This window comes from Campylobacter parajejuni (assembly GCF_046764905.1).
GTDB lineage: Bacteria > Campylobacterota > Campylobacteria > Campylobacterales > Campylobacteraceae > Campylobacter_D.
Genome location: NZ_JBKORB010000002.1, coordinates 183,034 through 207,501 on the forward strand (window position 1 = coordinate 183,034; position 24,468 = coordinate 207,501).

General features: G+C 34.8%; 23 protein-coding genes. 5 read left to right on the forward strand and 18 right to left on the reverse strand.

The window, feature by feature from the left end; all coding sequences use genetic code 11:
- Window positions 1–53 precede the first annotated feature (53 nt).
- The 17 genes from ACLL8X_RS02615 to ACLL8X_RS02695 all read right to left on the reverse strand — a co-directional run bounded on the left by ACLL8X_RS02615 (window position 54) and on the right by ACLL8X_RS02695 (window position 18,672).
- Complete coding sequence (locus ACLL8X_RS02615; RefSeq protein WP_411989401.1) at window positions 54–1,856, reverse strand: menaquinone biosynthesis decarboxylase; 1,803 nt, start codon at window positions 1,854–1,856, stop codon at window positions 54–56.
- Entirely contained in the window at window positions 1,853–2,776 is a 924-nt protein-coding gene (hemC, locus tag ACLL8X_RS02620; RefSeq protein WP_411989402.1) for a hydroxymethylbilane synthase, read from the reverse strand. Before hemC ends, ACLL8X_RS02615 begins: the two co-directional genes overlap by 4 nt.
- Complete coding sequence (fxsA, locus tag ACLL8X_RS02625) at window positions 2,773–3,156, reverse strand: FxsA family membrane protein (RefSeq protein ID WP_411989403.1); 384 nt, start codon at window positions 3,154–3,156, stop codon at window positions 2,773–2,775. The genes hemC and fxsA overlap by 4 nt, the downstream gene beginning before the upstream one ends.
- Window positions 3,153–4,862, reverse strand: a complete 1,710-nt coding sequence (locus ACLL8X_RS02630) for a proline--tRNA ligase (RefSeq protein WP_411989404.1) — start codon at window positions 4,860–4,862, stop codon at window positions 3,153–3,155. The genes fxsA and ACLL8X_RS02630 overlap by 4 nt, the downstream gene beginning before the upstream one ends.
- The gene (gene hemA / locus ACLL8X_RS02635) at window positions 4,849–6,144 is read right to left on the reverse strand and encodes a glutamyl-tRNA reductase (protein WP_411989405.1); all 1,296 of its coding nucleotides are present in this window, start codon (window positions 6,142–6,144) and stop codon (window positions 4,849–4,851) included. The genes ACLL8X_RS02630 and hemA overlap by 14 nt, the downstream gene beginning before the upstream one ends.
- On the reverse strand, window positions 6,144–7,037 hold the full coding sequence (locus tag ACLL8X_RS02640) for a hexaprenyl-diphosphate synthase (protein ID WP_411989406.1): 894 nt from the start codon (window positions 7,035–7,037) through the stop codon (window positions 6,144–6,146). Before ACLL8X_RS02640 ends, hemA begins: the two co-directional genes overlap by 1 nt.
- A gap of 10 nt (window positions 7,038–7,047) precedes the next feature.
- Window positions 7,048–7,587, reverse strand: coding sequence for an exporting protein (locus tag ACLL8X_RS02645; protein ID WP_411989407.1), 540 nt, complete (start codon window positions 7,585–7,587; stop codon window positions 7,048–7,050).
- Between the two features lie 2 nt (window positions 7,588–7,589).
- Entirely contained in the window at window positions 7,590–7,853 is a 264-nt protein-coding gene (locus ACLL8X_RS02650; protein WP_411989408.1) for a DUF2018 family protein, read from the reverse strand.
- 139 nt (window positions 7,854–7,992) lie between these two features.
- Window positions 7,993–8,550, reverse strand: a complete 558-nt coding sequence (locus ACLL8X_RS02655; protein ID WP_411989409.1) for a 2-oxoglutarate:acceptor oxidoreductase subunit OorC — start codon at window positions 8,548–8,550, stop codon at window positions 7,993–7,995.
- Window positions 8,547–9,392, reverse strand: a complete 846-nt coding sequence (locus tag ACLL8X_RS02660; RefSeq protein WP_411989410.1) for a 2-oxoglutarate ferredoxin oxidoreductase subunit beta — start codon at window positions 9,390–9,392, stop codon at window positions 8,547–8,549. The genes ACLL8X_RS02655 and ACLL8X_RS02660 overlap by 4 nt, the downstream gene beginning before the upstream one ends.
- Window position 9,393: 1 nt before the next feature.
- Complete coding sequence (locus ACLL8X_RS02665) at window positions 9,394–10,518, reverse strand: 2-oxoglutarate synthase subunit alpha (protein ID WP_411989411.1); 1,125 nt, start codon at window positions 10,516–10,518, stop codon at window positions 9,394–9,396.
- An 8-nt stretch (window positions 10,519–10,526) separates the two neighbouring features.
- Entirely contained in the window at window positions 10,527–10,838 is a 312-nt protein-coding gene (locus tag ACLL8X_RS02670; protein ID WP_411989412.1) for a 4Fe-4S binding protein, read from the reverse strand.
- Between the two features lie 13 nt (window positions 10,839–10,851).
- Window positions 10,852–11,721, reverse strand: coding sequence for a succinate--CoA ligase subunit alpha (gene sucD, locus ACLL8X_RS02675; protein ID WP_411989413.1), 870 nt, complete (start codon window positions 11,719–11,721; stop codon window positions 10,852–10,854).
- 9 nt (window positions 11,722–11,730) lie between these two features.
- A complete protein-coding gene (gene sucC / locus ACLL8X_RS02680; RefSeq protein ID WP_411989414.1) occupies window positions 11,731–12,894 on the reverse strand; it encodes an ADP-forming succinate--CoA ligase subunit beta in 1,164 nt (387 codons plus the stop codon).
- Window positions 12,895–13,797: a malate dehydrogenase gene (locus ACLL8X_RS02685; protein WP_411989415.1), complete on the reverse strand. Its 903-nt coding sequence runs from the start codon at window positions 13,795–13,797 to the stop codon at window positions 12,895–12,897.
- Window positions 13,794–15,998 (reverse strand): NADP-dependent isocitrate dehydrogenase, encoded by a 2,205-nt coding sequence (locus tag ACLL8X_RS02690; protein WP_411989416.1) that lies wholly within the window; start codon window positions 15,996–15,998, stop codon window positions 13,794–13,796. The genes ACLL8X_RS02685 and ACLL8X_RS02690 overlap by 4 nt, the downstream gene beginning before the upstream one ends.
- 115 nt (window positions 15,999–16,113) lie before the next feature.
- Window positions 16,114–18,672, reverse strand: coding sequence for a YhdP family protein (locus ACLL8X_RS02695; RefSeq protein ID WP_411989417.1), 2,559 nt, complete (start codon window positions 18,670–18,672; stop codon window positions 16,114–16,116).
- On the opposite strand from ACLL8X_RS02695, the gene mltG reads away from it, so the two are divergent.
- The 5 genes from mltG (at window position 18,587) to ACLL8X_RS02720 (ending at window position 22,703) form a co-directional block, all read left to right on the forward strand.
- A complete protein-coding gene (mltG, locus tag ACLL8X_RS02700; protein ID WP_411989418.1) occupies window positions 18,587–19,588 on the forward strand; it encodes an endolytic transglycosylase MltG in 1,002 nt (333 codons plus the stop codon). The genes ACLL8X_RS02695 and mltG overlap by 86 nt on opposite strands.
- A gap of 79 nt (window positions 19,589–19,667) precedes the next feature.
- The gene (gene flgB / locus ACLL8X_RS02705) at window positions 19,668–20,099 is read left to right on the forward strand and encodes a flagellar basal body rod protein FlgB (RefSeq protein WP_411989419.1); all 432 of its coding nucleotides are present in this window, start codon (window positions 19,668–19,670) and stop codon (window positions 20,097–20,099) included.
- A gap of 9 nt (window positions 20,100–20,108) precedes the next feature.
- Complete coding sequence (gene flgC / locus ACLL8X_RS02710) at window positions 20,109–20,603, forward strand: flagellar basal body rod protein FlgC (protein WP_411989420.1); 495 nt, start codon at window positions 20,109–20,111, stop codon at window positions 20,601–20,603.
- 6 nt (window positions 20,604–20,609) lie between these two features.
- Window positions 20,610–20,906, forward strand: a complete 297-nt coding sequence (gene fliE, locus ACLL8X_RS02715; RefSeq protein WP_411989421.1) for a flagellar hook-basal body complex protein FliE — start codon at window positions 20,610–20,612, stop codon at window positions 20,904–20,906.
- Between the two features lie 6 nt (window positions 20,907–20,912).
- On the forward strand, window positions 20,913–22,703 hold the full coding sequence (locus ACLL8X_RS02720; protein ID WP_411989422.1) for a peptidoglycan D,D-transpeptidase FtsI family protein: 1,791 nt from the start codon (window positions 20,913–20,915) through the stop codon (window positions 22,701–22,703).
- Here ACLL8X_RS02720 and ACLL8X_RS02725 read toward each other — a convergent pair.
- A complete protein-coding gene (locus tag ACLL8X_RS02725) occupies window positions 22,693–24,468 on the reverse strand; it encodes a Na/Pi cotransporter family protein (protein WP_411989423.1) in 1,776 nt (591 codons plus the stop codon). The genes ACLL8X_RS02720 and ACLL8X_RS02725 overlap by 11 nt on opposite strands.

Sequence of the window (24,468 nt, forward strand, 5' to 3'; positions counted from 1 at the left end):
TTTTTGAAAAAATTTAGCAAAAAAGAATTCTCAACTGCGACAAAGTGAAAAATTTAAAAAATTTCAAATTGCTTAAAAAGTTCAGTGTCATTTTCTAAAAGCTTACGCAAGATTAAATCTTCTATCACGCTTTTAGAACAGTCAGTTTGCTTAGGCCACTGCCTTGTATAGCCCTCAAGCTCACCCTTAGCACTAGCGTCTATACCTACTCTTTCGTGCTTAATCAAAATATCCCTTTTGGCATCGATGTTATTGACTAAACGCCACACAAGCATGTAAGGGTTTTCAAGCTTATTTTCAGCATCTAAAAATACCAAAATCCTAAAATGCTTTTTAAATTCCAAAAGCCTTTCAAAGCTTTTTAAAACTCTTTCTTTTTTATCTAGCAAAATACAAACTATGGGACTTTTGCTCTCTTTATAAAATTGCTTCAAAGTTAAAAGCTCAAGCCTAGTTTTAAAAAGCTCTAGCAATTTTTCATCTTCTAAAATTTCAAGCTCTTCTGCTTGTGTTTCTTCACAAGCATCCAACCCCGCTTTACCACCAAAACAAGCATTAGGCGAAGCATGGTCAAGCTGGTCGCAAATGCCTTGTGAGATTAAAATTTTATTCACATCAAAGCGGTTTAAGATATAAGGAATTAAAGCCTTATAATCTTTTAAAGCCGGTGCGTTTTTATCCACAAAAATAGCGTGCTTTACAAAGCTCATCTGCCCCACACCCCAAAAAGCATGCATAATTTGCTGGGCGTGGGCAGGGTATTTTGCGTCAATCTTAGCTAAAATAAGATTATGAAAGACCCCGTTTTCGGGCATATTGTAATCCATCAAATCAGGGACTGAAGTTTGCAGTAAGGGCAGGAAAATTCTTTCAGTGCCAAGAGCCATAACCCTATCTTCCAAAGGCGGTTTTCCCACAACCGTAGCTTGATAAATCGCATCCTTTTTAGCATAAATTTTTTCCACTTTCATCACAGGAAAAAGTTCAGCAGGGGTATAAAAACCCGTATGGTCCCCAAAAGGACCTTCGATTTTAAACTCTTCTAAATCCACATAGCCTTCAAGCACTATATCGCTATCATAAGGCACAAAAATTCCATTTTCACAAGGGGTAAGCTTTGCAGGAGTTTTTTTAATAAAGCCATAAAGCAAAAGTTCAAAAATTCCCTTAGGCAAAGGTGCTTGGGCACACCAAATATAAAGCGGATGCCCACCAATAGCTACACTTACGGGCATTTTTTTAAAACCAGCCTTTTTGTATTCGTGATAAAAATTAGCTGCGTCTTTGTGAATTTGCCAGTGCATTAAAAGTTCGTTTTTACCACTCACTTGCAAACGATACATACCCAAATTATTTTGCGTTTTATCTAAATTTTGCGTTAAAACTTGCCCCATAGTGATAAATTTACCCGCGTCATTCTCCCAAGTTTTAAGTATGGGAAGCTCTTCAAGTGAGCTTAGAATTTCATAATCATAAAGGGCTTTATTTTTTTTCAGTCTTTTAGGCGGAACATTTTTAAGACTTAGCAAATTCATAAAAAAGTCCATTTTTGCTTTAAAACTCGTAGGAATATGAAGCTTAGTTAATTTTGAAATTTCTTCAGCCACCTCCTCATAATCACGCCCAAAAGCTAAATTTAAAGCCTTTTCATTGCAAAAAGTATTCATCAAAACAGGAAAGTTGTATTGTTTGTTTAATTTTTTATCTACGGGATTTTCAAACAATAAAGCCTTGCCTTTCTCGCCTTTTTTAGCTTCTATATAGGCTAAATGAGCGATTTCAAGTTCTACATCCACAGGCTCTTTTATTATTTTTAAAAGTCCATTTTCTTTTAAAATTTGAATAAATTCTTTCATATCATACTCTCAGCTTTTTTTAAAAGTTCCTTAGCACCTTTAGCTATAAATTCCCTTGCCAATCTTTCGCCAAAGCCCTTAAAATCTTCCTTTTTAATCACTCTTTTTTCTTTTAAAATTTCACTTCCATCGGGTAGTCCTAGCACAGCACGCACACAAAGTTCACTCCCTAAAAGCTCGGCATTTATGCCTATGGGAACTTGACAACCCCCTTCTAAAGTAGCGATAAATTCCCTTTCAATGCTTGTTTCAAGCATAGCCTTTTCATCATTTAAGCATTTTAAAAGTTCTAAAATTTTTTCATCATTTATACTTTCTATACCTAAAGCTCCTTGAGAAGCCGCAGGAATAAGCTCATCCTTGCTAAATTCATAAACAAAATTAACTTCTTTATCTAGATTTAAGCGTTTAATCCCCGCCATCGCTAAAATGATTGCATCAAAATCACCCTTTTTTAATTTCTCTATACGAGAATTAACATTACCACGCAAGGAAATAAGCTCTAAATCAGGTCTTAAAGCCAGAAGTTGCATCTTGCGTCTAAGGCTTGTAGTGCCTATTTTTGCACCCTTTGGCAGGGAAAGAAAATCTTTATAGTTTTGACAAAGCATAGCGTCATTGCTCTTTTCTCTTTTGCTTACCGCAGCCAAAACCAAACCTTGAGGGAAAAAACTAGGCACATCTTTTAGACTATGCACGGCTAAATGCGCCTCTTTTCTTAACATACTTTCTTCAAGCTCTTTTGTAAAAAGTCCCTTGCCGCCAATTTTGGCTAAAGGACTATCAAGCAAAACATCGCCCTTAGTTTTAAAGCCTTCTAAGCTTACTTCTATCTTGTGCGTTTTTCTTAAAATTTGAGCTATATGCTCACTTTGCCAAAGGGCTAAAGGGCTTTTTCTTGTTGCGATAATAAGCTTCATTTTCTATCCTCTATAATTTCAACATCAATGATTTCTTCACTTGAATTTTGATTTTCTTGCTTACTGTGTTGATGATTTGATTTACTTGTAAATTTCAAAGCCATGCCAAAGAAAAATACAAAAATTCCAAAAACACTGGTAATAATTCCGGGAAAAATCAGCAAAAATCCTGCGATAACAAAAGAAAATTGTCTTAGCATATCTCTTAAACCGCCCACTTGAAACTCAAGCATATTTTTCCAAAAAATACCCAATAAAACCGCACCAAAAATCATACTCAAAAGTATGAAAAACAAAAAATTACCCAAACCAAAAAAGACTATAAAAAGCACACTTGCGATAATTTCAAGCACAAATAAGGGACTTAAACTTAATTTCATAATACTTTCTTTTTAAGAATTTCCATGAGGCAATCGCTTTTTATAAGTTCTTTTACCAAACCTTTTCTTTGGATAAGCTCTATTTCATTATTTTCCAATCCCTTGCCAATCACTAGAGCATAAGGAAAACCCATGAGTTCAAAATCATTCATTTTAACTCCAAATCGTTCATTTCTATCATCAAGCAATACTTCCAATCCGAGCTGGGTTAAATTCTCATAAAGCTTATTAGCAAATTCTAAAGCCTTTTCGTCTTTGATATTTGAAACAATAATTTCAAGCACAAAAGGAGCTAAGGTTTTATTCCAAACACATCCTTTTTCATCATAGCTCGCTTCCACAGCCACAGCCACCAAGCGTGAAACGCCTATACCATAACAACCCATATAAAAGGGCTTGCTCTTGCCATTTTCATCCAAGAAATTCGCATTCATAGCAGCTGAGTATTTTTGCCCTAGTTTAAAAATATGCCCTACTTCTATGCCCTTGCTCATTTTTAAAGTCCCTCCGCAACTTGGACAATTATCATTTTCTTTAACTTCTACTAAATCCTTAAATCTTTCTTTATTAAGATTCACCACATCAATGCCGATTAGATGATAATCTTTTTCGTTTGCACCCATTATCATTTGCTTTTCATCTTCAAGCTCTTTATCCACATAAAAATCCACTCCCTTAAGCCCCACAAAACCTATAAAACCCGCTACCAAACCCACTTTTTCAAGTTCTTCTTCACTGGCATCGACTAATTCTAAAGCCTTGCAAGCATTTTGAGCCTTAATTTCTTGCAAATCATCACTCCCCCTTATAAAAAACACAACCAATTTGCTTTCATTTTCATAAATAGCTTTTTTTACTACGGCTTTAATGGTATAAAAAGCGTTGATTTTAAAAAATTCGGCTAAGGCTTGTATGGTTTTAGTATCAGGCGTGTGAAATTTACTCGCATAATTTGCCTGCGGACGCTCATCTTGGCAGGTTTTTTTAGCTCTTTTTGCCGCTTCAATATTCGCTGCATAATTACAATTTTCGCAAAGCAAAATATCATCTTCGCCGTTTTTTGCCAAAACCATAAATTCCTTACTCCCACTTCCACCAATAGCCCCGCTATCAGCTTCAACAGCCCTAAAATCAAGCCCTAATCGCGTAAAAATTCTTGTATAAGTTTCATACATATTTTCAAATTCACGCCCCAAATCCTCTTCATTAGCGTGAAAACTATAACCATCTTTCATAATAAATTCTCTACATCTTAAAAGCCCAAATCTAGGTCTGGTTTCATCTCTAAATTTAAGTCCAATTTGATACAAATGCAAAGGAAGTTGCTTGTAGCTTGTGATTTTGTTTTTTACCAAAGAAAGCATAGCTTCTTCGTGTGTTGGACCTAGGACAAATTCACCTTCTTTTCTGTCTTTAAAACGCAACAACTCTTTGCCAAAAGCATTATAACGCCCGCTTTCTTGCCAAAGCGTAGCAGGGCTTACAAAACTAAGGCTTGTTTCTAAAGCCCCAGCCCTATCCATTTCTTCTTTAACCACTGCTTTAATCTTGTCAAAAACCCTTTTTCCTAAGGGTAAAAAATTATAAAGTCCGCTACCAATTTGCTCTACAAAACCCGCACGGGTTAAGAAAATATGACTAGGCAAACTTGCGTCCTTAGGGGCTTCTTTTAGAGTGGGTGCGTAAAAATTGCTAAATTTCATCATTATCCTCCATATCAAATTCACATTTATATTGATTTAAACCTTCAAGATTGTTTTGCAAATTAAAAACATAACGCATAGCATTAATCACAGTATCGCTTTGCATTTTGCCTTGCAGGTGCTTTAAATTCATAGTAGGACTATGCAAAAAAGCCTTAAAAACTTGATGGATAAGCTTTCTTGCTTCTTCCTTATCGGATTTTTTTAAATAGCCTTTTTTAAGGGCGATTTCAAGCTGTTTATCGGCGTTCTCTTTAGCTTGTAAGCGAATAGCTTTGATAATAGGCATTAAAGCCAAATCATTTAAATATCTAAAAAATTCACTGGTCTGCCGTCCTATTATCCCATAAGCCGTGCGCGCTTCTTGCTCTCTTAAAGCCAAATTTTTTTGCACTACAAGCTCAAGGTCATCTACGGCAAAAACAGCTATATTTTCATTCTGGCTTATATCAATATCCCTAGGAACTGCAAGGTCGAAAAAATAGCGTTTATAAGAACGCTCATTCATTAAAGAATTCGTGATGATAGCACAGGGTGCGTTAGTAGCTGAGAAAAAAAACTCATATTCATTTAAATAAAATTGTAAATTTTCCAAACTATCACACTGGCTTAAAACACCCAAGCTCTCGCACAAGTCTTTAGCCTTTTGTAAATTGCGGTTTAAAACAATGACTTTAGCTCCCGCAGCGATTAAATGCTTTGCGGCAAGTTCACCCATTTCGCCCGCTCCAATCACAACAGCTTTTTTTTGGCTTAAATCCGCAAGTTCTTTTGCCTTAGCCACAGCCACACTCGCTACGGAAATAGGATTTTTAGAAATTTGGGTTTCATTTCTTACCTTAGCTGCACATTTAAAAGCACTATGAATAGCCCTTGAAAGATGCACTCCGCAAAAATTATTTTTTATAGCAAAAGCAAAAGCGTCTTTTAATTGCCCTGCAATTTGAGTTTCGCCTATCACAAGGCTATCAAGTGAGCTAGCCACTGAAAAAAGATGGTGAATAGCCCCGCTATCTTCAAAAATATCGGCTTTTTCAAGCAAAGGCTCTTTATCCACTTCACAAAGCAAAGCCAAAGCCTTTATGATAAACTCAGCACAAGCTGCTTTTACAAAAGCAACAATTTCAACGCGGTTACAAGTGCTTATCACTAGGCATTCTTCGATATTTTCATGGGTGCTTATGATTTTTAAAAACTCATTTTTTTTAGTTTCATTAGAAAAGCTTAACTTTTCTCTCAAGGAAAGATCTGTATTTTTATGAGTAAAAGAGATACAATAATACATTAAAATTCCCTATCTATCATAGCTTTAATAATATCATTAAGCTTGTTATTATCATATTTTTCAATCGCTTGGCTTGCCTTTTTTGCATAAGCTTTAGCTTCTAAAATGGCTTTTTCTAAAGCCTTTTGCTCTTTAAATTGAGTTTTTAGCCACTCTTTTTCATTTTCATTTAAATCTTTTTTAAATAAGGTCTGCAAATATGCCCTGTCTTGTTCTTCTAAATTTTCATAAAGATAAATATAAGGCAGGGTGCTTTTGCCCTCTTTAAAATCACTCATAGCAGGTTTTCCAAGAATTTTTTCATCATTTTTAATATCTAAAACATCATCTATCATTTGAAAAGCAAGTCCTAAGTTTTTGCCGTATTGGGCAAAAGCTTCTTCATTTAAATGGCCTAAAATAGCCCCACATCTGGCACTAGCTTCAATTAAAACAGCTGTTTTATGATAAATCATTTTTAAATAAGCTTCTTTGTCTGTGTTAAAATACTGCGTTAAATTCACATCCATAAGCTCACCCATAGCAAGCTTTACAACAGCATCAGAAATTATACCTGCAAAATGAGAATTAATTTGGCTTAATTCATAAAAGGCTTTAGAATATAAAATATCGCCTAACATTAGGGCATTTTTTGTGCCAAACTCAGCATTAATCGACTTTGCTCCACGCCTTAATCTACTCTCATCAATAATATCATCGTGTAATAAACTAGCCAAATGGATAAGCTCTATGATTGCACAAAGTTTAAGAGAAGTTTCATTTTCTTCCGCAATAGCCAATAATAATTTTGAGCGTAATTTCTTGCCTGATTTTAGCTTTGAAAGCATAGTTAAAATAGGCTCATAATCAAGCTCTGCTAAAAATTGTTTTATTAAATCATCTATTTTCTGCACTATCTTTTCCTTATTCGTTGGCATTATTATTTTCTTTGCTTGTCAAGGGCTTTAGTTGAGGTTCATTAAAATTTATCATAGGAACGACTTGATTATTTTGGGGCGGGTTTTGCAAGGCTTGTTTTCTTGGGTCTAAAAACTCCACTTCCAAACGCCTTTGCTTGTCTTCTATATAAACCTTAAAAGTTGCCAAGCCCTTATCATACTGAGAAAATTCCAAAATAAGCCTTGCCCTATCAAGGTGTGGATTTGTATAATCAGGAATTAAGGTTTGAGTAACCCAATCTAAATTCCTTCTTAAACTCATCACAAATTGACGGGGATATTTACGGAATTTCGAATGCACGATGATATTGGTATTATCAAACAAGGTCCAATAAAAATCAAAATTTTGCACCTTATCCTCATAGCCTAGTTCTTTAATTTGCACACTGGCTCTCTCATCTTTTTTGAGTGTAAATTCATAGGTATAATCAAAACTAGGAGTGGCTGCGAAAATTTCACTAAAAATAAAAAAAATGCAAAACAAATAGGGGCTTATTTTAAACAATTCTAGCCTTCATGTCCTAAAATTTTTGCGCCCAATTCTATATAAATATCATTTTGCCTTTCTTCTATAAAATCGCTATTTTCTAAGATGAAATTTTTCACATCACTTTCTGTTAGACCCTGCTTTTCTAAAAGTTCTATCATAGCAATATAATCGGCAAAAAATTCCTCAAAAACTTTTTCTAAGGCTCCTAAATTTCCATTTTGTATGATTTCTATAAATTTTTCTTTTGGAGTTTTATTAAATATTTCATCAAAAAAATCCATGAATTTTCCTTGAAAATATAAGTTTTTGATTATAAAATTTTAATCGTTAAAAGTAGCTAAATTAAAATAATTAAAATTTAAATTTTATTTGTAATGTGTAAAATTTTTGAAATTAAATTCCGCATTTTTGCGGAATTTATTACGAATGCGGTTTTGTTTGGATGGCGTATTTTACACCCAAATCAAAAGCTTTAGCGTTTGCATCACGAGTTTTGGCTGGAACCATATGAAGCATAGTTTCTTTTAAAACATCTAAATCTATACATTTACTCATAAAAGCTGCAATAGCTAATGCCACTACTGACTGGGTAGCGACATTTCCCACCTCATCTTTAGCTATGGTAATGATGGGGATTTCAAAGATTTGCCATTTTTTATGGTCTTCATTTTCAGGATGGACTAAATTAGGCTCTATAACTATAATGCCCCCATCTTTGACACCTCCACGAAAACCTTTATATCCCTTATCTGCAGTTGAAAGCATAAAATCAACCTCGCCTTCGACAGCATAAGGAAAAAGAATTTCCTTATCATCAATGATAATATCCACCTTAGTAGGACCCCCACGCACTTGCGAAGTATAAGTAGAAGCTTTAAAAGCTTGACGCCCTTCTTTAATCGCCGCTTCGGCTAAAATTTCCCCTGCGGTGATAACGCCTTGTCCGCCTTCGCCACCAAATCTTAATTGATATTTCATTTCAAAGCTCCTAAATTGACCATTCTTTTTTCCTTAGCTGCCCTACGCACTTCTTCATAAGCCTCGCAATACTCAGGCTGGGTATTGTCTTCATGTAAAATTCCTGTTGGAAATTTATCTTTTCTTTCTTCAAAATCCATACTTTCAAATTTAGACTTTTCCACAACACGACTCTTAATCCAATCTAGCATAGCCACCGCTTCGCCCATTTTGTTTTTTCTGCCTAAATTAATATGACAATTAGAAAAAACATCAACAAAGCTATAACCCTTATGTGCTAAAGCTTTATAAATAAGATTTTCAAGTTTATTCGCTTCTATAACATTACCCCTTGCTACAAAAGAAGCTCCCGCAGCCTTAGTAAGCTCACACGCATCAAAATTAGGGTCTATATTTCCAAATTGTGCTGTTACCGTGTAAAAACCCTTTGGAGTGGTTGGAGAAGTTTGAGAATTGGTAAGTCCATAGATGAAGTTATTAATCACAATGTGCGTTAAATCAATATTCCTACGACAGCCGTGTATGGTATGATTTCCACCGATTGCTAGAGTATCGCCATCCCCACTTACCACTATGACTTTTTTATCAGGATTAGCCAGTTTTATGCCCGTAGCATAGGCTATTGCCCTGCCGTGCGTAGTATGGACGGTGTTGCAATTGACATAAGAACTCATCCTGCCACTACAACCAATTCCCGAAACCAAGCACACATCATCCATATTCCAACCCAGTTTTTCTATCGCACGGATAATACATTTTAAAACAACACCATCACCACATCCCCAACACCACTGAGTTGGAAGCTTATCTGTTCTTAAATACTCATCATAATTAAATGCCATTTTATATATTCTCCTTTACCTTAGCAATAATTTCACTTGGAGTGATAGGACGACCATTTGCACGGTGCAAAGAGATAAAATCACGGCGAGAACTCACTCTTTCGATTTCTTCTAGATATTGTCCCATATTAAGCTCACTTACCATTACTTTTTTAAATTTAGCTACAACTTCAGCAATTTTTTCTTCCGCCACCGGATAAAGAGTAATAGGACGGAAAAGCCCCACCTTAATACCTTCTTCTCTAAGTCTAATGATGGCTTCTTTTGCTGAACGACTCACACTTCCATAAGCTATAATCAAAAACTCAGCATCATCAAGCTTATATTCTTCATAGGCACAAATATCTTCTTGATTATTTTTGATTTTGCCTATAAGCCTTTCCATATTTTTCTTTACTAAGGCTCCATCTTCAGTTGGAAAACCTATATCGCCGTGATGAAGACCTGTTACATGATAGCGGTATCCGCTAAAGAAAGGATTAAGCGTTGCAGGCTCATTAGCTCCTGCTGCATAAGGTTTATAATCCTTTTTATCGCCTTCAAATTTCTTACGGTTATAAACCTTAATATCTTTTAAATCAGGCAAAATGGCTTTACCATTCATGTGTCCAACGGTCTCGTCCATAAGCAAAAACACCGGAGTCATATATTTTTCAGCCAAATTAAAAGCTCTAATCGTTTCCGTGTAAGCTTCTTCTAAAGAAGCGGGTGCAATAGCCACACTTGCAAAATCGCCGTGAGTAGGTGCCTTAGCTTGAAACAAATCCCCTTGTGCTACCCTTGTAGGAAGTCCCGTTGATGGACCCCCACGCATAACATTTACAATCACAAGTGGAATTTCAGCAATAAATGCAAGTCCTATTTGCTCAGCTTTTAAAGAAATTCCCGGACCCGAACTTGCCGTCATAGCCTTAACCCCGCTCATTGCCGCACCAATAGCCACGCTAACACCTGAAATTTCATCTTCCATTTGAATAAAAGTTCCATCATTTGCAGGAAGCATATGACTTAATTCATGGGCTATCTCACTACTAGGAGTAATAGGATAACCCCCAAAAAATTTACATCCACAATCAATCGCCGCTTTAGCGATTAAAACATTGCCTGTTGCTATAACTTCTCTCATTATTTTTCCTATGCTAATTTTTTATATTTATTGTTTTTTACAGCCACAGCTCTATCTTTAGCCTCTGGGGTAAGCTTGGCAAATTTAAATTCATCTCTTTTTGCTACCATAATAGCAAAATCAGGGCAATGTGTCTCGCACTCCGTGCAGCCTATACAGGATTCAGGGTGTATAACCTCTATCATTTGTCCTAAAACCGCATGCACATCATCACGCATAGCTAAAACCCCTGCGGGGCAATAGCTAACGCAAATATTACACGCTTTACATCTATGCTCATCTACCCAAACAGGGGTATCTTTTGGAGCCGTCATACTCATATTTTTTCCTTTATTAAGCTAATATTTTTTGAATTTCTTCGCCAATGAGAGCTGGAGAATCCACCACTGCAATTCCATAGCTTTTTAAAACTTCTTTTTTAGCTGCAGCACTTTCATCACTACTTCCTACTATGGCTCCTGCGTGTCCCATTCTTTTGCCTTTTGGAGCAGTTGCACCCGCTATAAAGGCTACCACAGGCTTAGAAATATTTTCTTTGATAAATTTAGCCGCTTCTACTTCTAAACTACCTCCAATTTCGCCTATCATCACAATAGCCTTAGTTTCATCATCTTTTTGGAATTCGCTCAAAAGTTCTTTATAGGCAAGTCCTATGATAGGGTCCCCTCCAATTCCTACTGCGGTAGAAATTCCATATCCACTTTGAACGACTTGATTAGCCGCTTCATAAGTTAAAGTTCCGCTTTTTGAAATCAGTCCCACACAACCTTTTTTAAAGATAAAGCCCGGCATAATGCCTAATTTACATTCTTCTGAAGTTATAATGCCCGGACAATTAGGTCCTATGATTTTCATACCTTTTTTATTGGCATATTGTTTAGCAAACATCATATCTTTCACAGGAGTATGCTCTGTGATTACAACAGCTAGTTTTATACCCGCACCCGCTGCTTCAATCACGCTATCGCCCACAGCAAAAGCCGGAACAAAGATGAGACTCACATCGGCTTTTGTTTCTTTAACCGCTTGTGAAACGGTATCAAAAACAGGTTTGCCTAAATGAATTTGTCCGCCCTTATTAGGCGTTACGCCCCCGACTATATTTGTGCCATAAGCCATACATTGCTCAGCGTGAAAAGTTGCTTCCTTACCTGTGAAACCTTGAACGATGACCCTTGTGTTTTTATTTACCAAAATACTCATTTTTTATCCTTATCCTACTAAACTTTTTACAAGCTCTGCGCCGTTTTTAAGACTACTGGCTGCTTTGATATTTTTAAGCTTTGAATTATCTAAAATCGCCTTTGCCTCTGCTGCATTTGTGCCATCAAGACGAACAACAATAGGAATGCTTACTTCTACATTTTTAGTCGCTTCTAAAATTCCATTTGCGATTCTATCACAACGCACTATGCCTCCAAAGATATTGATGAAAATTACCTTTACATTTTTATCTCTTAAAATAATCTCAAATGCCTTAGCCACAGTTTCAGGCGAAGCCCCACCGCCTACATCTAGGAAATTTGCAGGTTTTGCACCGCTGTAATTAATAATATCCATAGTCGCCATCGCTAAACCCGCGCCATTTACCATACAAGCTACATCTCCATCTAATTTCACATAGCTTAAGCCAAACTCAGCCGCTTCTCTTTCGGCAGGATTTTCTTCTGTAATATCCCTAAGTTCAGCAATTTGAGAATGACGATAAAGCGCACTATCATCAAAACTACACTTAGCATCAAGGGCATAAAAATCTCCTTGCGCGGTTTTAATCAAAGGATTAATCTCAAGCATATTCATATCCTTATCCATATAAAGCTTATAAAGCTTGGCTATCATAGCAATAAGTTTTTTACCCTCGTCCTTATCAAGTCCTAAAACTTTGGCTACTTCAAGCCCATGAAAAAGTTTAAAACCAATTTGCGGGTCAATGCCTACTTTTGCGATTTTTTCAGGGTTTTCTTTGGCTACTTTTTCTATATCCATCCCCCCTTCACTTGAAGCGATAATAGTAATTTGTTCTGCCATTCTGTTAAACAAAATAGCTAAATAATATTCTTTTACAATACTCGCTCCACTTTCTATATAAAGCTTTTGCACGAGTTTGCCTTCGGGTCCTGTTTGATGTGTGATTAAATTCATTCCTAGAATTTGACTCGCATAAGTTTTTACCTCGTCTAAATTCTTAGCAATCTTAACCCCACCGCCAAGACCACGACCCCCTGCGTGAATTTGAGCCTTAACCGCCCAAACACTACCGCCTAAATCTTTGGCATTTTGCACAGCTTCATCTACGCTAAATGCAACCTTTCCCTTTAAAGTAGGGATGCCATTATCCGCAAAAATTGCTTTTGCTTGATACTCGTGTATATTCATTTATTCTCCTTTATATTGATATTTAATCAAAGATTTTTCTAATTTATCTTTTTCTTGCAAACTAAGCTCTAAATTCATAATCTCTATAACCCCTTCAAGACCTAATCTTGCCATTACTCCTAAAGCTTTATTTTGCACTCCAAATTCTCCATGCAAAATCACACTCATAGGCAAAAACTCTCCACTTCTTAAGGACTCAAGCATTCTTACACAAGCACTAGCAGGGGCTAAATAAGCTGAAGTTTTAAGATGTTTTATAACCTTTGCTCCCCCTGTTTTAACCTCATTTTCCAAATCTTCAAATTCTTCTTCATTTAGAAATTCCGCTATGTTTTTATTCCTAACACTTGCATAAGATTTTACCAAAACCATATCATCATTATGAAAACCTATGAGCCTAGTATCCACGCTTGACATTTTGACATTAAGTTTTTTCGCAAGTTCATACTTAAACCTTGCATTATCCAAAACCCCTGCCATAGCTACAATTTTTTTTGATGAAAAAATCCCACTCTCATAAAGAGTATTGAGTAAAAAATCCACAGGATTGGTTAAGATGATAAAAAGCGGGTCTTTCGTGAATTCTTTGATTTTCTTAGCACAATCAAGCATAATGCTCGTATTAAGCTGAAGTAGTTCCTCCCTACTTTGCCCGTCTTTTCTAGCAAATCCTGCGCTAAAAAGCACTAGGTCTGAATTTTGAGTATGGGTGTAATCTTGGGTGCAGATTAAATCTATATCTAAATTTAAAGCGGCTATGCTTTGAGAAAGCTCTAATTCTTTGGCATAGAGTAAAGCTTCATTAATGTCTATCAAAACAATTTCACTTGCTAATTCCCTTAAAATCAAAGCATAGGCTACGCTTGAGCCTACATTCCCAGCTCCTATAATAGAAATTTTCATCTTTGTCCTATTTTTTCTAAAATAGCATTAAAAGTCGCACTTGGACGCATAATTTTATTTGCTTTTACCTCATCTATTTTATAATAACCACCCAAATCCACGCTTACGCCCTGAGCGTCATTAAACTCGGCTCTAATTTTTTCTTCATTAGAAGAAAATTCCAAAGCAATATCTTTAAAAAAGCTTTGCAATTCCATATCATTAGCCTGTCTTGCCAAATGATTTGCAAAATACATAGCCAAATAAAAATGACTGGTGCGATTATCATCTTCTCCTACCTTTCTTGATGGGGCTTTGTTATTCTCAAGCCACTCGCCTATGGCTTCATCAAGGCATTGTGCTAGAACCTTAGCTTTATGGCTGCTACATTTGTTAGCATAAAATTCCAAACTCGCTTGCAAGGCTAAAAATTCGCCCAAGCTATCCCAACGCAAATGGTTTTCTTCTACTAATTGCTCTACTTGCTTAGGTGCTGAACCGCCTGCTCCCGTTTCAAACATCGCTCCACCGTTTAACATCGGCACGACTGAGAGCATTTTTGCACTCGTTCCAAGCTCTAAAATAGGAAAAAGGTCAGTCAAATAATCTCTTAAAACATTGCCCGTTATAGAAATAGCATCCTTACCCGCTCTAATAAGTTCAAGGCTTTTTAGACAAGCTTCTTTTGGAGCTAGAATTTCTATATTTTTACCCTTTTCTTTTAAGCGATTTTTTACAAGTTTAATCATAAGGTTATTACTAGCTCTTTTACTATCTAGCCAAAAAATCGCTTCAGCACCCGTAAGTTCGGCTCTTTCTATACCCAAATCAATCCAATTTAACACAGCATCAAATTTAGCCTGATTAGCTCTATAAATATCGCCTTTTTTAACCCTATGCTCTAATAAAACTTTGTCCTTAGAAACTATTTTAAAAGTCCCATCTTCTTTAGCCACAAAGGTTTTATCGTGTGAGCCGTATTCCTGGGCCTTTTTTGCCATCAAGCCCACATTAGACACGGAGCCTAATTTTGCAGGATTTAAAGTGCCATTTTTACGCAAATCTTCAAGCACAGCTTCGTAAATAGTCGCGTAAGTTTGGTCAGGGATTACGGCATTTGTATCTTTTTCTTTGCCTTCTTTATCCCATAATTTTGCACCATTTTTAAGCATAGCAGGCATAGAGGCATCGACAATCACATCGCTTGGAACATGAAGATTGCTAATGCCTTTGTCTGAATTTACCATAGAAAGCGGGGCTGATGAGGCTAAAATTGCCTTGTATTTTTGTAAAATTTGCTCTTTTTGACTTGAATTTTCAATCTTGCTTAAAAGCTCACTTAAGCCATTATTAGCATTAACTCCTAAGCTCTCTAATTCATCTTTAAATTCATCAAACAATTCTTTAAAAAATACCTTTAGGGCATAGCCAAAAATGATAGGGTCGCTTACCTTCATCATCGTAGCTTTTAGATGTAAAGAAAAAAGAACACCATCATCCTTACTGGCTTTAATTTCTTTGGCATAAAATTCTTTAAGCTTCTCTACATCCATAAAAGTGGCGTCTAAAATTTCATTTTTCTCAAGCTTTAAGTTCTCTTTTAAAATTTCACTCTTGCCATTCTCATTTACAAATTCAATATGCACTTGGCAATCTTCTTCAATCAAAACCGCCTTTTCATTGGAGAAAAAATCCCCTTCTTTCATATAAGAAACACGGGTTTTTGAATTAGGATTAAACTCCACTACACGGTAAGGATTATTTTTTGCATAGTCTTTAACCGCCTTTGTAGAACGGCGGTCTGAATTACCCTGTCTAAGCACAGGATTAACGGCTGAACCTAAAACCTTTTGATATTTGGCTTTAATTTGCATTTCTTCATCATTTTTTGGCTCATCTGGGTAATTTGGTAACATATAACCCTTCTCTTGTAATTCTTTAATGGCTGCTTTAAGCTGAGGAATAGAAGCCGAAATATTAGGAGTTTTAATAAGATTTGCATCGGCTTTTTTTACAAGCTCACCTAAAAGCTCCAAAGCATCTTCGCTTCTTTGTTCTTCTTTTAAATACTCGTTAAAAGTAGCCAAAATCCTTCCTGCTAAAGAAATATCAGCTGTTTTAACCCCTATATGTGCCTTACTTAAAAAAGCTTTTACTATGGGTAAAAACGAATAAGTCGCCAGTGCTGGGGACTCATCTGTTAAGGTATAAGTAATTTGCATTTTGGTCCTTTAAAACACTATTTTTAATTTTCGTTTTTAAGTATATTATAAATAAAAAAAAATTCAAGGGTAAATTTAAAGTTTGTTTTAGTTTTCAAACAAACTTTAAATATTTTTAGTTCAGCAAATTAGCAGGAAGTTGTATAATATTTTTGATAAGATTAAAAGGAGTTTTTAGGGTATCGCTTAAAATTTCAGTGTGAAATTTAGGCTCATCAATGCTTCCATCTACTTTGATATTGGTGCTAATTTCTTGATTTTTACCCAAAATAACATAGTTTAAAATAGGAACCTTTGATATGGCTTCGGATGCGGATTTTAAGGTTTTTAATTCTAAATTAAAATCTAGGGTATTTAATCTTAAATTAGCAGAACCTAAACCATAAATATCCACGCTATCGCCATTTAAATTAATGGCTGATACGCTTAAAAGGTCTTTTTTTCTATTGAAAATAATTTTTCCATCGTGTAAGCTCAAGCCTTTTTGATTAAAAGTTGGAGATTTAAACATCAATAAACTTGGCACCGTATCGATAAAAGAAATAAGCTGATTTAAGCCTTTTAAATCTTTTGCATAGGTATTTTTAAAATCAATCACCCCATCAAAATATTCCACCCCGCTGCCCTTTAAATTTAAATAAAATTCCCCATATCTCACGGCTTGTTTTTGTAAAAATTCATTTAAATATTCATCATCGGCTTTAACACTTAAATTTAAATCATCAACCGAATAGGCAAGATTAAAAAGGGCATTCCCCCTAGAACCCTTAAGATTTAAAACACTAGCTTTTAAATCAGCTTCCACGCGGTCAAATGCCAAAGTTTTATTCATATCCTTTAAAACCAAAGCCACATTTGCCCCGCCCAAACTAATATTTTGCGTGTTAGTGGAAATATCAAAAGGCAAAGATTTGGAAGAATTGGTGTCCTTTTCATAAACATAGTTTAAATTTTTTAAATGAATTTCTTTGTTATTAGGACTTATTTTAGCACTGATTAAATCACTTTGAGTGTAAATTTGTGTGTAGTCTTTATTTCTTGTAATGCTAAAACTATCCTTTTCATAGGGACTTTGATTTTTAAGAAAGAGCTTATTTTTAAAAGAAGCATCTGTTATACTTGCGTTAAAATCCCCAAAATCTAAGGTTTTATAATAAACATTTTTAGCATTAATAAAGCCCAATTTTTTAAGCAAAGGAGAATAGGCAAATAAAAGCTTGGGACTATTTAAATTCGCTTCAAGTCCGTCTTTAAAATTAAGACTCAAATCCCACTGAGGAACGCTTATACTAGGCTCTTTAGAATAATCCAAATTCACAGCTATTTTTTGATTTCTTAAATCCAAAAGCTCCCCATTATCAAAATAAAGCCTTGAAATTTGGGTATCAAATTGCCCCTGTTGTTTTTGCAAATCCAATCTAGCATTAAAATTAGCTTCTAAAAACCCATTTTTAACACTAGCATTTTCTATGCTTAAATCATTTTGATTGAGCTTCACAAAGGCTTTTATCACATTCAAATTGGCCAAAGAAAGATTAGCATTTTCTAAGGCTAAAGTCCCTCCATAAGAAATCTTGCCCCTTTCGTGAAAATCGATTTTAAGTTCCAAATCACTCCCAAGTTTTCCACTTTTTTGATAAAAAGGCAAAGAAAAATGGTAATTTTCTAAAGCCTTAGCCAATCTTTCATCAAATTGTAAATTACTAGCCTTAAGGCGTAAATAAATCCCCGCTTTCTTTGGGTCAAACAAATCATACAAATAAACCTTACTCGCACTTAAATCCGCACCCTTATAAGAAGCTTTTGTGAAAGCAAAATCAAGCTTTTGTTTGCTTAAATTTAAATCAAGTTTGGGGATAAAAATGGCATTCATTTTGTCATCTAAACGCACCTGGACCTTATTTACAAAACCTAAAGCGCTAATATCCTCTAAAAAATTATTTTTAGAAAAATCGCTAAGTCCTTTTAAAAAATCCAAATGATAAAATTCCCCCCTAGCCCCACTTGTAAGCCAAAATTTAAGACTTTGTGGAAGCTCAAATCTTGCATCTATCTTTGTTATCAGCTCTGTAATATCTCTAATATTAATATTTTCAAACTCATAGGCTAAAATTTTATCCTTGTAAAAGATATTTGCGTTAAATTCAAGCAATTTACCCCTTGCCCTGCCTTGAAAATAATAAAATTCACTTTTAGTGTCGATATTTAAACTTCCATCAACGCTTAGGTTGTAATCCTTAAGCAAAAGCTTTTTAATATCGGCTTTAATATCTTCTTTTTGACGCTGCAAATTCAAGACTAAAAATAACAAATCATTATCTATAAAAAATTCATTATCTTTAAACAAAATACGCACATGATTATCTTTTATGTTTAAATTTTGTATATCAAGCTCTTCAACCAAAGCATAAAGATATTTTAAATTTTTTGTGATTTTTAAAAGCTCGGCTGAAGCACTATCAGGGCTTTGAATTTGTGCTGTGCTATCACTCTTACTAATGACAATATTTTTTGCCCGCACAATGAGTTTTTTATCTAATTTAATATATAATTGCTCCAATTTAAAAAAATCAAATTGGATACTAGAGATGACAATTCCGTTTTTAAGCACTATAAATAACGCTAAAATAAGCACAGCAAAAAACAAACTTATAAATAAAATTTTCTTTTTCATACGCAACTTCTTTTTAATCTTTATTTTGGGAATTTTTTATTATCTTACTCAGCCTCTGCCAAGTGCTTCGGTTGTTTTTATTCCTCAAGGTTCTATTTCACAGATTATAGCACATTTAAAGCAAAATAAATATTCTTTAAGCAGTATAGACAAATATGTTTTATTTTTTTTAGGTCATCCTCAATCAGGCTGGATTAATATAGGCACTAAAAACTTAAACAGGGCTGAGTTTTTACACAAGCTTACCATTGCTAAAGCAGCTCTTGAAAGCCTTACACTTATTCCGGGAGAAACAAGTATAATCTTTTTAGAGCAAGCGGCTAAACAGCTAGGACTTGATGCTAACTTGCTTTTAAAAGAATTTGAAAAACAAGCTCCCTATAAAGAAGGAGTTTTTTTACCTGAAACTTATAAAATTCCCAAAGGAGTTACCGAAAAACTTCTTATCCAAATGCTTTTAAATTACGCTCAACTTAGCCATCAAAAGACCTCTCAAAAAATTTTTGGAGCTTATAATCCTAAAAAATGGCACCAATACATTATCATAGCTTCTGTGATACAAAAAGAAGCCGCCAATGAAAGCGAAATGCCTGTGGTTGCAAGTGTGATTTATAACCGCCTTAAAAAGGGAATGAAACTCCAAATGGACGGCACTTTAAACTATGGAATTTATTCCCATACTAAAATCACTCCCCAAAGAATAAGAGAAGATAATAGCTCTTATAACACTTACAAATTCGAAGGCTTACCCAAAGAAGCGGTTTGTAATGTCTCTTTAGCCGCTATTCGTGCGGCTATTTTTCCAGCAAAAACAGATTATTTGTATTTTGTGCGTGATAAAAACACTGGAATTCATATCTTTAACACCCATATAGACGCCCATAACAAGGCTGTAAATTTACAAAAAGGAAAATAAATTTTGATATTTTTGTGCGAAATAATAAATTTGGAACACTATTTGCTTGTTAATTTTCAAAAAATAAAAAGGATAGAAAATGATTAACCCCTTTAAATCAAAAGAGCTAGTTACTGGAGCTTTAGCAGGTAGAAATCTAAGAAACCAACTTATCAATTCCAATCTTGCTAATGTGGATACTCCTTTTTATAAAGCAAGAGATATTGAATTTGAAACAGCTTTGATTAACCGTGCGAATGAAATTTTTAAAAAAGAAGATAGCAAAGAATTAAAACTCGCATTAACCGAAGAAGGACACCAAAAACCTTGGAAATTCCCAGACCCTAGTAAATCTACTATTTATTTAAGAGATGGGCATTTAGCAAGAAATGATGCAAACACCGTTGATTTGGATGTAGAAAGCACAGAAATGAGTAAAAACACGGTGATGATAACAGCTCTTGATGGGGTATTAAGAAGACAAAGCAATATCTTTAGTTCCATACTCGATGCGAGTTCTAAATTAAGTTAAAGGTAAATTATGGCATACTTAAGTGATTTTGATATTAGCGGATACGGCTTAAGCGCACAGCGTTTTAGAATGAATGTCATTAGCTCCAATATAGCTAATGCAAATACCACTAGAACAGCTGAAGGTGGTCCTTATAGAAGGCGTGAAGTGATTTTCAAAGCGACAGATTTTGACAAGCTTTTAAACGAGCAAATCAACAAGGACAATAATTTTTTAAAATATGAAAATCCTTTAAACGACCCAAGCTCACAAAAAGAAGCTAAACCTGCTATTCAAAGTGTGGTAGTGGATAAAGTGGTTAGAGATGATAAAGATTTTCGTATGAAATACGACCCTTCTCATCCTGATGCCAATGCTGAAGGTTATGTAGCCTATCCAAATGTCAATCCTGTGATTGAAATGGCGGATTTAATCGAGGCTACAAGAGCTTATCAAGCCAATGTAAGTGCCTTTACCAGTGCTAAGACCATAGCTCAAAGTGCGATTGATTTATTAAGAGGATAATAAAAAATGAATATCAATGATTTAAGATTAAACAACAATGTTTCAGGCACCAGCAAAAGCCAAAACCAGCAAGGGGGTATAGGCGATGAATTTGCTAAAATGCTTAAAAATGAAATTGATGATTTAAACAAAGCCCAAGAAGCAGGCGAGGCAGCTATGACAGACATCGCCACAGGGCAGGTTAAAGATTTACATCAAGCAGCCATAGCTATTACTAAGGCTGAAAGCAGTATGAAATTTATGCTAGAAGTAAGAAATAAAGCCATCAGTGCCTACAAAGAAATCACAAGAACTCAAATTTAAACCCTAATGCAAGAATATAAAAAAAATAGGGTTTCAAAAGTTGCCTTTGCTTATTGCATGGCACTTTTGTTTATGATTATTTTTATCAGCTCTACTTTTTTTCTTACCTCTAAACGCCATATACCCAATACCGAAAAAGACCAATATAATCTTGCTTTAAGAGGTTCTATCATCACTAAGGATAATTTTACCCTTACAAGCTCAAAGCAAATTTATCGTGCTGAAATAGACTTAAGAAGCATTAACAAAGACAAATTAGAACTATTTTTAAAACTCTTTCAAATTTACAGCGGAATAAGCGATAGTCAAGTTGCCGACATCAAAAAAAGAATGCAAAATCAAAAAAAACGCTCCCCTAATTTCGTTTTGCTACAAAATTTAGATTCCAAACAAGCAAGTTATCTTAAAGACTTGGCTAAAAAACTTTATATACAGGGCTTTTTCAAAACCTTTGCAAATAATTTGGGCAGGGTTGAAACAAGGGGCTTAAATATCATCGAGCATGAAGAAGATAGAATTTATATGTCAAAAGACTCCACCACTCCTATCATTGGCTATACTAAAATGCTCTTAGATTCTCAAAGTGGAGTTTTAAAAAATGTGGGAGTTAAAGGCTTGGAAAAATCTTATGAAGAATGCTTAAGTCCTGTTCAAAATGAGAAAATTCAAGGCTTAAAAGATATAGGGGGCAATATCATTTTAAATTCCCAATCCCTAAGACAAAAGAAAATCAATGGTTGTGATTTATATTTGAATCTTTCCTTAAAATTACAAAAAAGCATAGAAAAAGCCATAGACCAAAGAAATGAAGATTTAAAAGCCAATGAAATTATCGTTGGAGTGATGGAGAGTAAGACGGGTAAAATTTTAGCCCTAGCAAGCTCAAGGCGTTATGACCCGCAAAATCGTGGCAAAGATTTGTCCGTTCTTAATGCTAGTGCCATAGAATATGGCTACGAAGCGGGTTCTGTTATCAAGCCCTTTATCTTCACCACAGCCTTAAGACTTGGAAAAATTAAAATCGATGAAGTCATTAATACTTATGGCGGGTCTTATAAATTAGGTCGTTTTACCATTAAAGATGACCATAGAATGGATAAAATGACTATGGAAGAAGTGATAAGATACTCCTCAAACATAGGTATGATACAAATTGCTAAAAGACTTAACAATATAGAAATCATATCAGGGCTTAAAATCTTTAAATTCGGCGAAAAAAGTGGGATTGACCTTCCTTATGAGCAAAAAGGAGAAATTCCCAACCCCAAACGCCTAAGAGACATAGAAAAATCGGTTTTAAGCTATGGTTATGGACTTAAAACAACCTTCATACAACTACTTGCAGCTTATAATGTTTTTAATAATGATGGAATTTACATCACGCCCCGCTTGGCTGAGAAATTCTATCAAGATGGTCGTTTTGTCAGTCTTGATGAAGATGTAAAAAAAGAAAAAATTCTTTCTAGTGAAGCAGCTGGGATTATGCAAAAAGTTCTTATCAATGTTATAGAAAAAGGCACGGGCAAAAAAGCTATCACGCAAGGTATTGTCGCAGGGGGCAAAACAGGAACAGCTCGTATCGCTGAGAAGCAAGGCTATACTTCTAATCGCTACAATGCTTCCTTTTTTGGCTTTGCCAATGATGAAAATCATACTTACACCATAGGCGTTTTGGTAAGAAATCCAACCAAGCCTTATAGCTACTATGCCGCACAAAGTGCCTTGCCTATGTTTAAGGATGTTGTGGATATTTTGATTAATGAAGAATTTTTAACACCCAAACAAACTAATAATTAATTTGCAAATCCTTAGAAAATATCACTTCAATAGCCGCTATAAGTTCCTCGGCAATCTTAGCAGCAAAGGTCGTGTCATTGAGTATGGAAATACCCTGGGCACTTGTAATTTTTCGTGCTGAAATAAGTTCTTCAATCTTATTTAAAGTCAAAATATCAATTTCTTTTAAAATTTCTTTTCCTTTTTGAAAATTTTTGATAATGAGGTAAAGTCTTTCATCATCTTCAACCACCCTAAGCTCTTCTATACTTCTTAAAAGCTCTCCTAGATTAGACCTGATTTTGTTGTATTCTAAGGCTAGAAATTCATTAGGAGAGCTGGAATATTTTTTAATATTTGCTTGAATGATTTTTAAATTTTTAGTCGTTTCAGCCAAATTTTTAGCCGCCATTTTAAAGCTAAATATTTTATGATTTTTCGCTTCATCTTCTATATAAACTTGTGCTTTGGTTGAAAAATCAATAATAGCTTCAAAAAGAACTTTTATCCTGCTTTGATACAAATAATCCAAATCCACATTTTTACTAAACCATTTTTTATTTTCTAAAATTTCCTTAAAGCTTTTATTGCTTTGTATATCTTTGCGACTAAAACCTATGGCGTGGGCGATGATGGCGTAGGTGTTATTATAAAGGTGTTCGCTTTCTTTTCTTAAAGCTTCAAGAGCTGTGTCGCTAAATTTAACCAAACTATTATCAAGATATAAGGGCTTATCTTTATTTTTATCCTTAGGGGCTTTAATCACTTTGTTTAGAAAAAAAACGATTTGTGGAATAAAGAATGAAAAAAGCACCACAGCAATCAAATTAAACAAAGTATGAAACAAAGCCACTTTCAAAGCTAATTCTTCTATATCCAAAACAGAACATAAAAAATTAAGAAAAGATACAAAATAAGGAAAAATAAGCACAAGCAAAAAGGCTATACCGAAATTAAAAATACAATTTGCAAAAGCCAATTTTTTCCCTTCGATATTGGTGCTTAAAGAGGCTAAAACAGCCGTTACAACCCCACCAACACTCGTGCCTAAAGTTGCTGCTAGGGAATTTTCAAAACTAAGCTGCCCAGCAAGTAAGGCAGAAACGATGATAGCCATTGTGGCTGTGCTTGATTGAATAATACCTGTAAGCAAAGCCCCTAATCCTACAAAAACCAAAACCCCCTTAAAACCAACAAAATCAAAACGAGAAAGGTCGATGATATGCTTAAAATTCTCAAAGCCATTTTTGATATAATCCACTCCCAAAAAGAAAAATCCTATACCGATAAAAATATTGCCAAGAGCTTTTAAAATAGTATCTTTTTGAAAGAAAAATAACACTCCAATCACCAAAAGCGGGATAGCCAATAAAGAAATTTTAATATGAGTTAAACCCGCAATCAACCAAGAACTAGCTGTATTTCCCAAATTTGCCCCAAAGATAATCCCTATACCCACTGCTAAAGAAATAAGTCCTGCGCTCAAAAAAGAAATTGTGATGATGGAAACTAAGGTTGAAGATTGCATAATCAAAGTGCTTAAAGCACCAAAACATATACTTTTTATCTTAGTATCGGTTGATTTTGTCAAAATTTTTTCAAGCAAACCCCCGCTAAAAGCTTTAAAACCTACGCTTAACTTTGTCATTCCTATAAGAAGTATCGCCACTCCAGCTAAAAGATTGGCAAGTTCGCTATAAGAAATTAAAACAAAAACCAAAACTAAGCTAAAAATACCCCACAAAATAAACTTAAAATATTTTAAAGAATTTCTTTCTTCTTGCAA

Excerpts from the sequence above, each read along its gene's own strand:
- ACLL8X_RS02615 (WP_411989401.1), bottom strand. The coding sequence starts at position 1,856 with ATGAAAGAATTTATTCAAATTTTAAAAGAAAATGGACTTTTAAAAATA.
- hemC (WP_411989402.1), bottom strand. The coding sequence starts at position 2,776 with ATGAAGCTTATTATCGCAACAAGAAAAAGCCCTTTAGCCCTTTGGCAA.
- fxsA (WP_411989403.1), bottom strand. The coding sequence starts at position 3,156 with ATGAAATTAAGTTTAAGTCCCTTATTTGTGCTTGAAATTATCGCAAGT.
- ACLL8X_RS02630 (WP_411989404.1), bottom strand. The coding sequence starts at position 4,862 with ATGATGAAATTTAGCAATTTTTACGCACCCACTCTAAAAGAAGCCCCT.
- hemA (WP_411989405.1), bottom strand. The coding sequence starts at position 6,144 with ATGTATTATTGTATCTCTTTTACTCATAAAAATACAGATCTTTCCTTG.
- ACLL8X_RS02650 (WP_411989408.1), bottom strand. The coding sequence starts at position 7,853 with ATGGATTTTTTTGATGAAATATTTAATAAAACTCCAAAAGAAAAATTT.
- ACLL8X_RS02655 (WP_411989409.1), bottom strand. The coding sequence starts at position 8,550 with ATGAAATATCAATTAAGATTTGGTGGCGAAGGCGGACAAGGCGTTATC.
- ACLL8X_RS02660 (WP_411989410.1), bottom strand. The coding sequence starts at position 9,392 with ATGGCATTTAATTATGATGAGTATTTAAGAACAGATAAGCTTCCAACT.
- ACLL8X_RS02665 (WP_411989411.1), bottom strand. The coding sequence starts at position 10,518 with ATGAGAGAAGTTATAGCAACAGGCAATGTTTTAATCGCTAAAGCGGCG.
- ACLL8X_RS02670 (WP_411989412.1), bottom strand. The coding sequence starts at position 10,838 with ATGAGTATGACGGCTCCAAAAGATACCCCTGTTTGGGTAGATGAGCAT.
- sucD (WP_411989413.1), bottom strand. The coding sequence starts at position 11,721 with ATGAGTATTTTGGTAAATAAAAACACAAGGGTCATCGTTCAAGGTTTC.
- sucC (WP_411989414.1), bottom strand. The coding sequence starts at position 12,894 with ATGAATATACACGAGTATCAAGCAAAAGCAATTTTTGCGGATAATGGC.
- ACLL8X_RS02685 (WP_411989415.1), bottom strand. The coding sequence starts at position 13,797 with ATGAAAATTTCTATTATAGGAGCTGGGAATGTAGGCTCAAGCGTAGCC.
- ACLL8X_RS02690 (WP_411989416.1), bottom strand. The coding sequence starts at position 15,998 with ATGCAAATTACTTATACCTTAACAGATGAGTCCCCAGCACTGGCGACT.
- mltG (WP_411989418.1), top strand. The coding sequence starts at position 18,587 with ATGACAATTCCGTTTTTAAGCACTATAAATAACGCTAAAATAAGCACA.
- ACLL8X_RS02695 (WP_411989417.1), bottom strand. The coding sequence starts at position 18,672 with ATGAAAAAGAAAATTTTATTTATAAGTTTGTTTTTTGCTGTGCTTATT.
- flgB (WP_411989419.1), top strand. The coding sequence starts at position 19,668 with ATGATTAACCCCTTTAAATCAAAAGAGCTAGTTACTGGAGCTTTAGCA.
- flgC (WP_411989420.1), top strand. The coding sequence starts at position 20,109 with ATGGCATACTTAAGTGATTTTGATATTAGCGGATACGGCTTAAGCGCA.
- fliE (WP_411989421.1), top strand. The coding sequence starts at position 20,610 with ATGAATATCAATGATTTAAGATTAAACAACAATGTTTCAGGCACCAGC.
- ACLL8X_RS02720 (WP_411989422.1), top strand. The coding sequence starts at position 20,913 with ATGCAAGAATATAAAAAAAATAGGGTTTCAAAAGTTGCCTTTGCTTAT.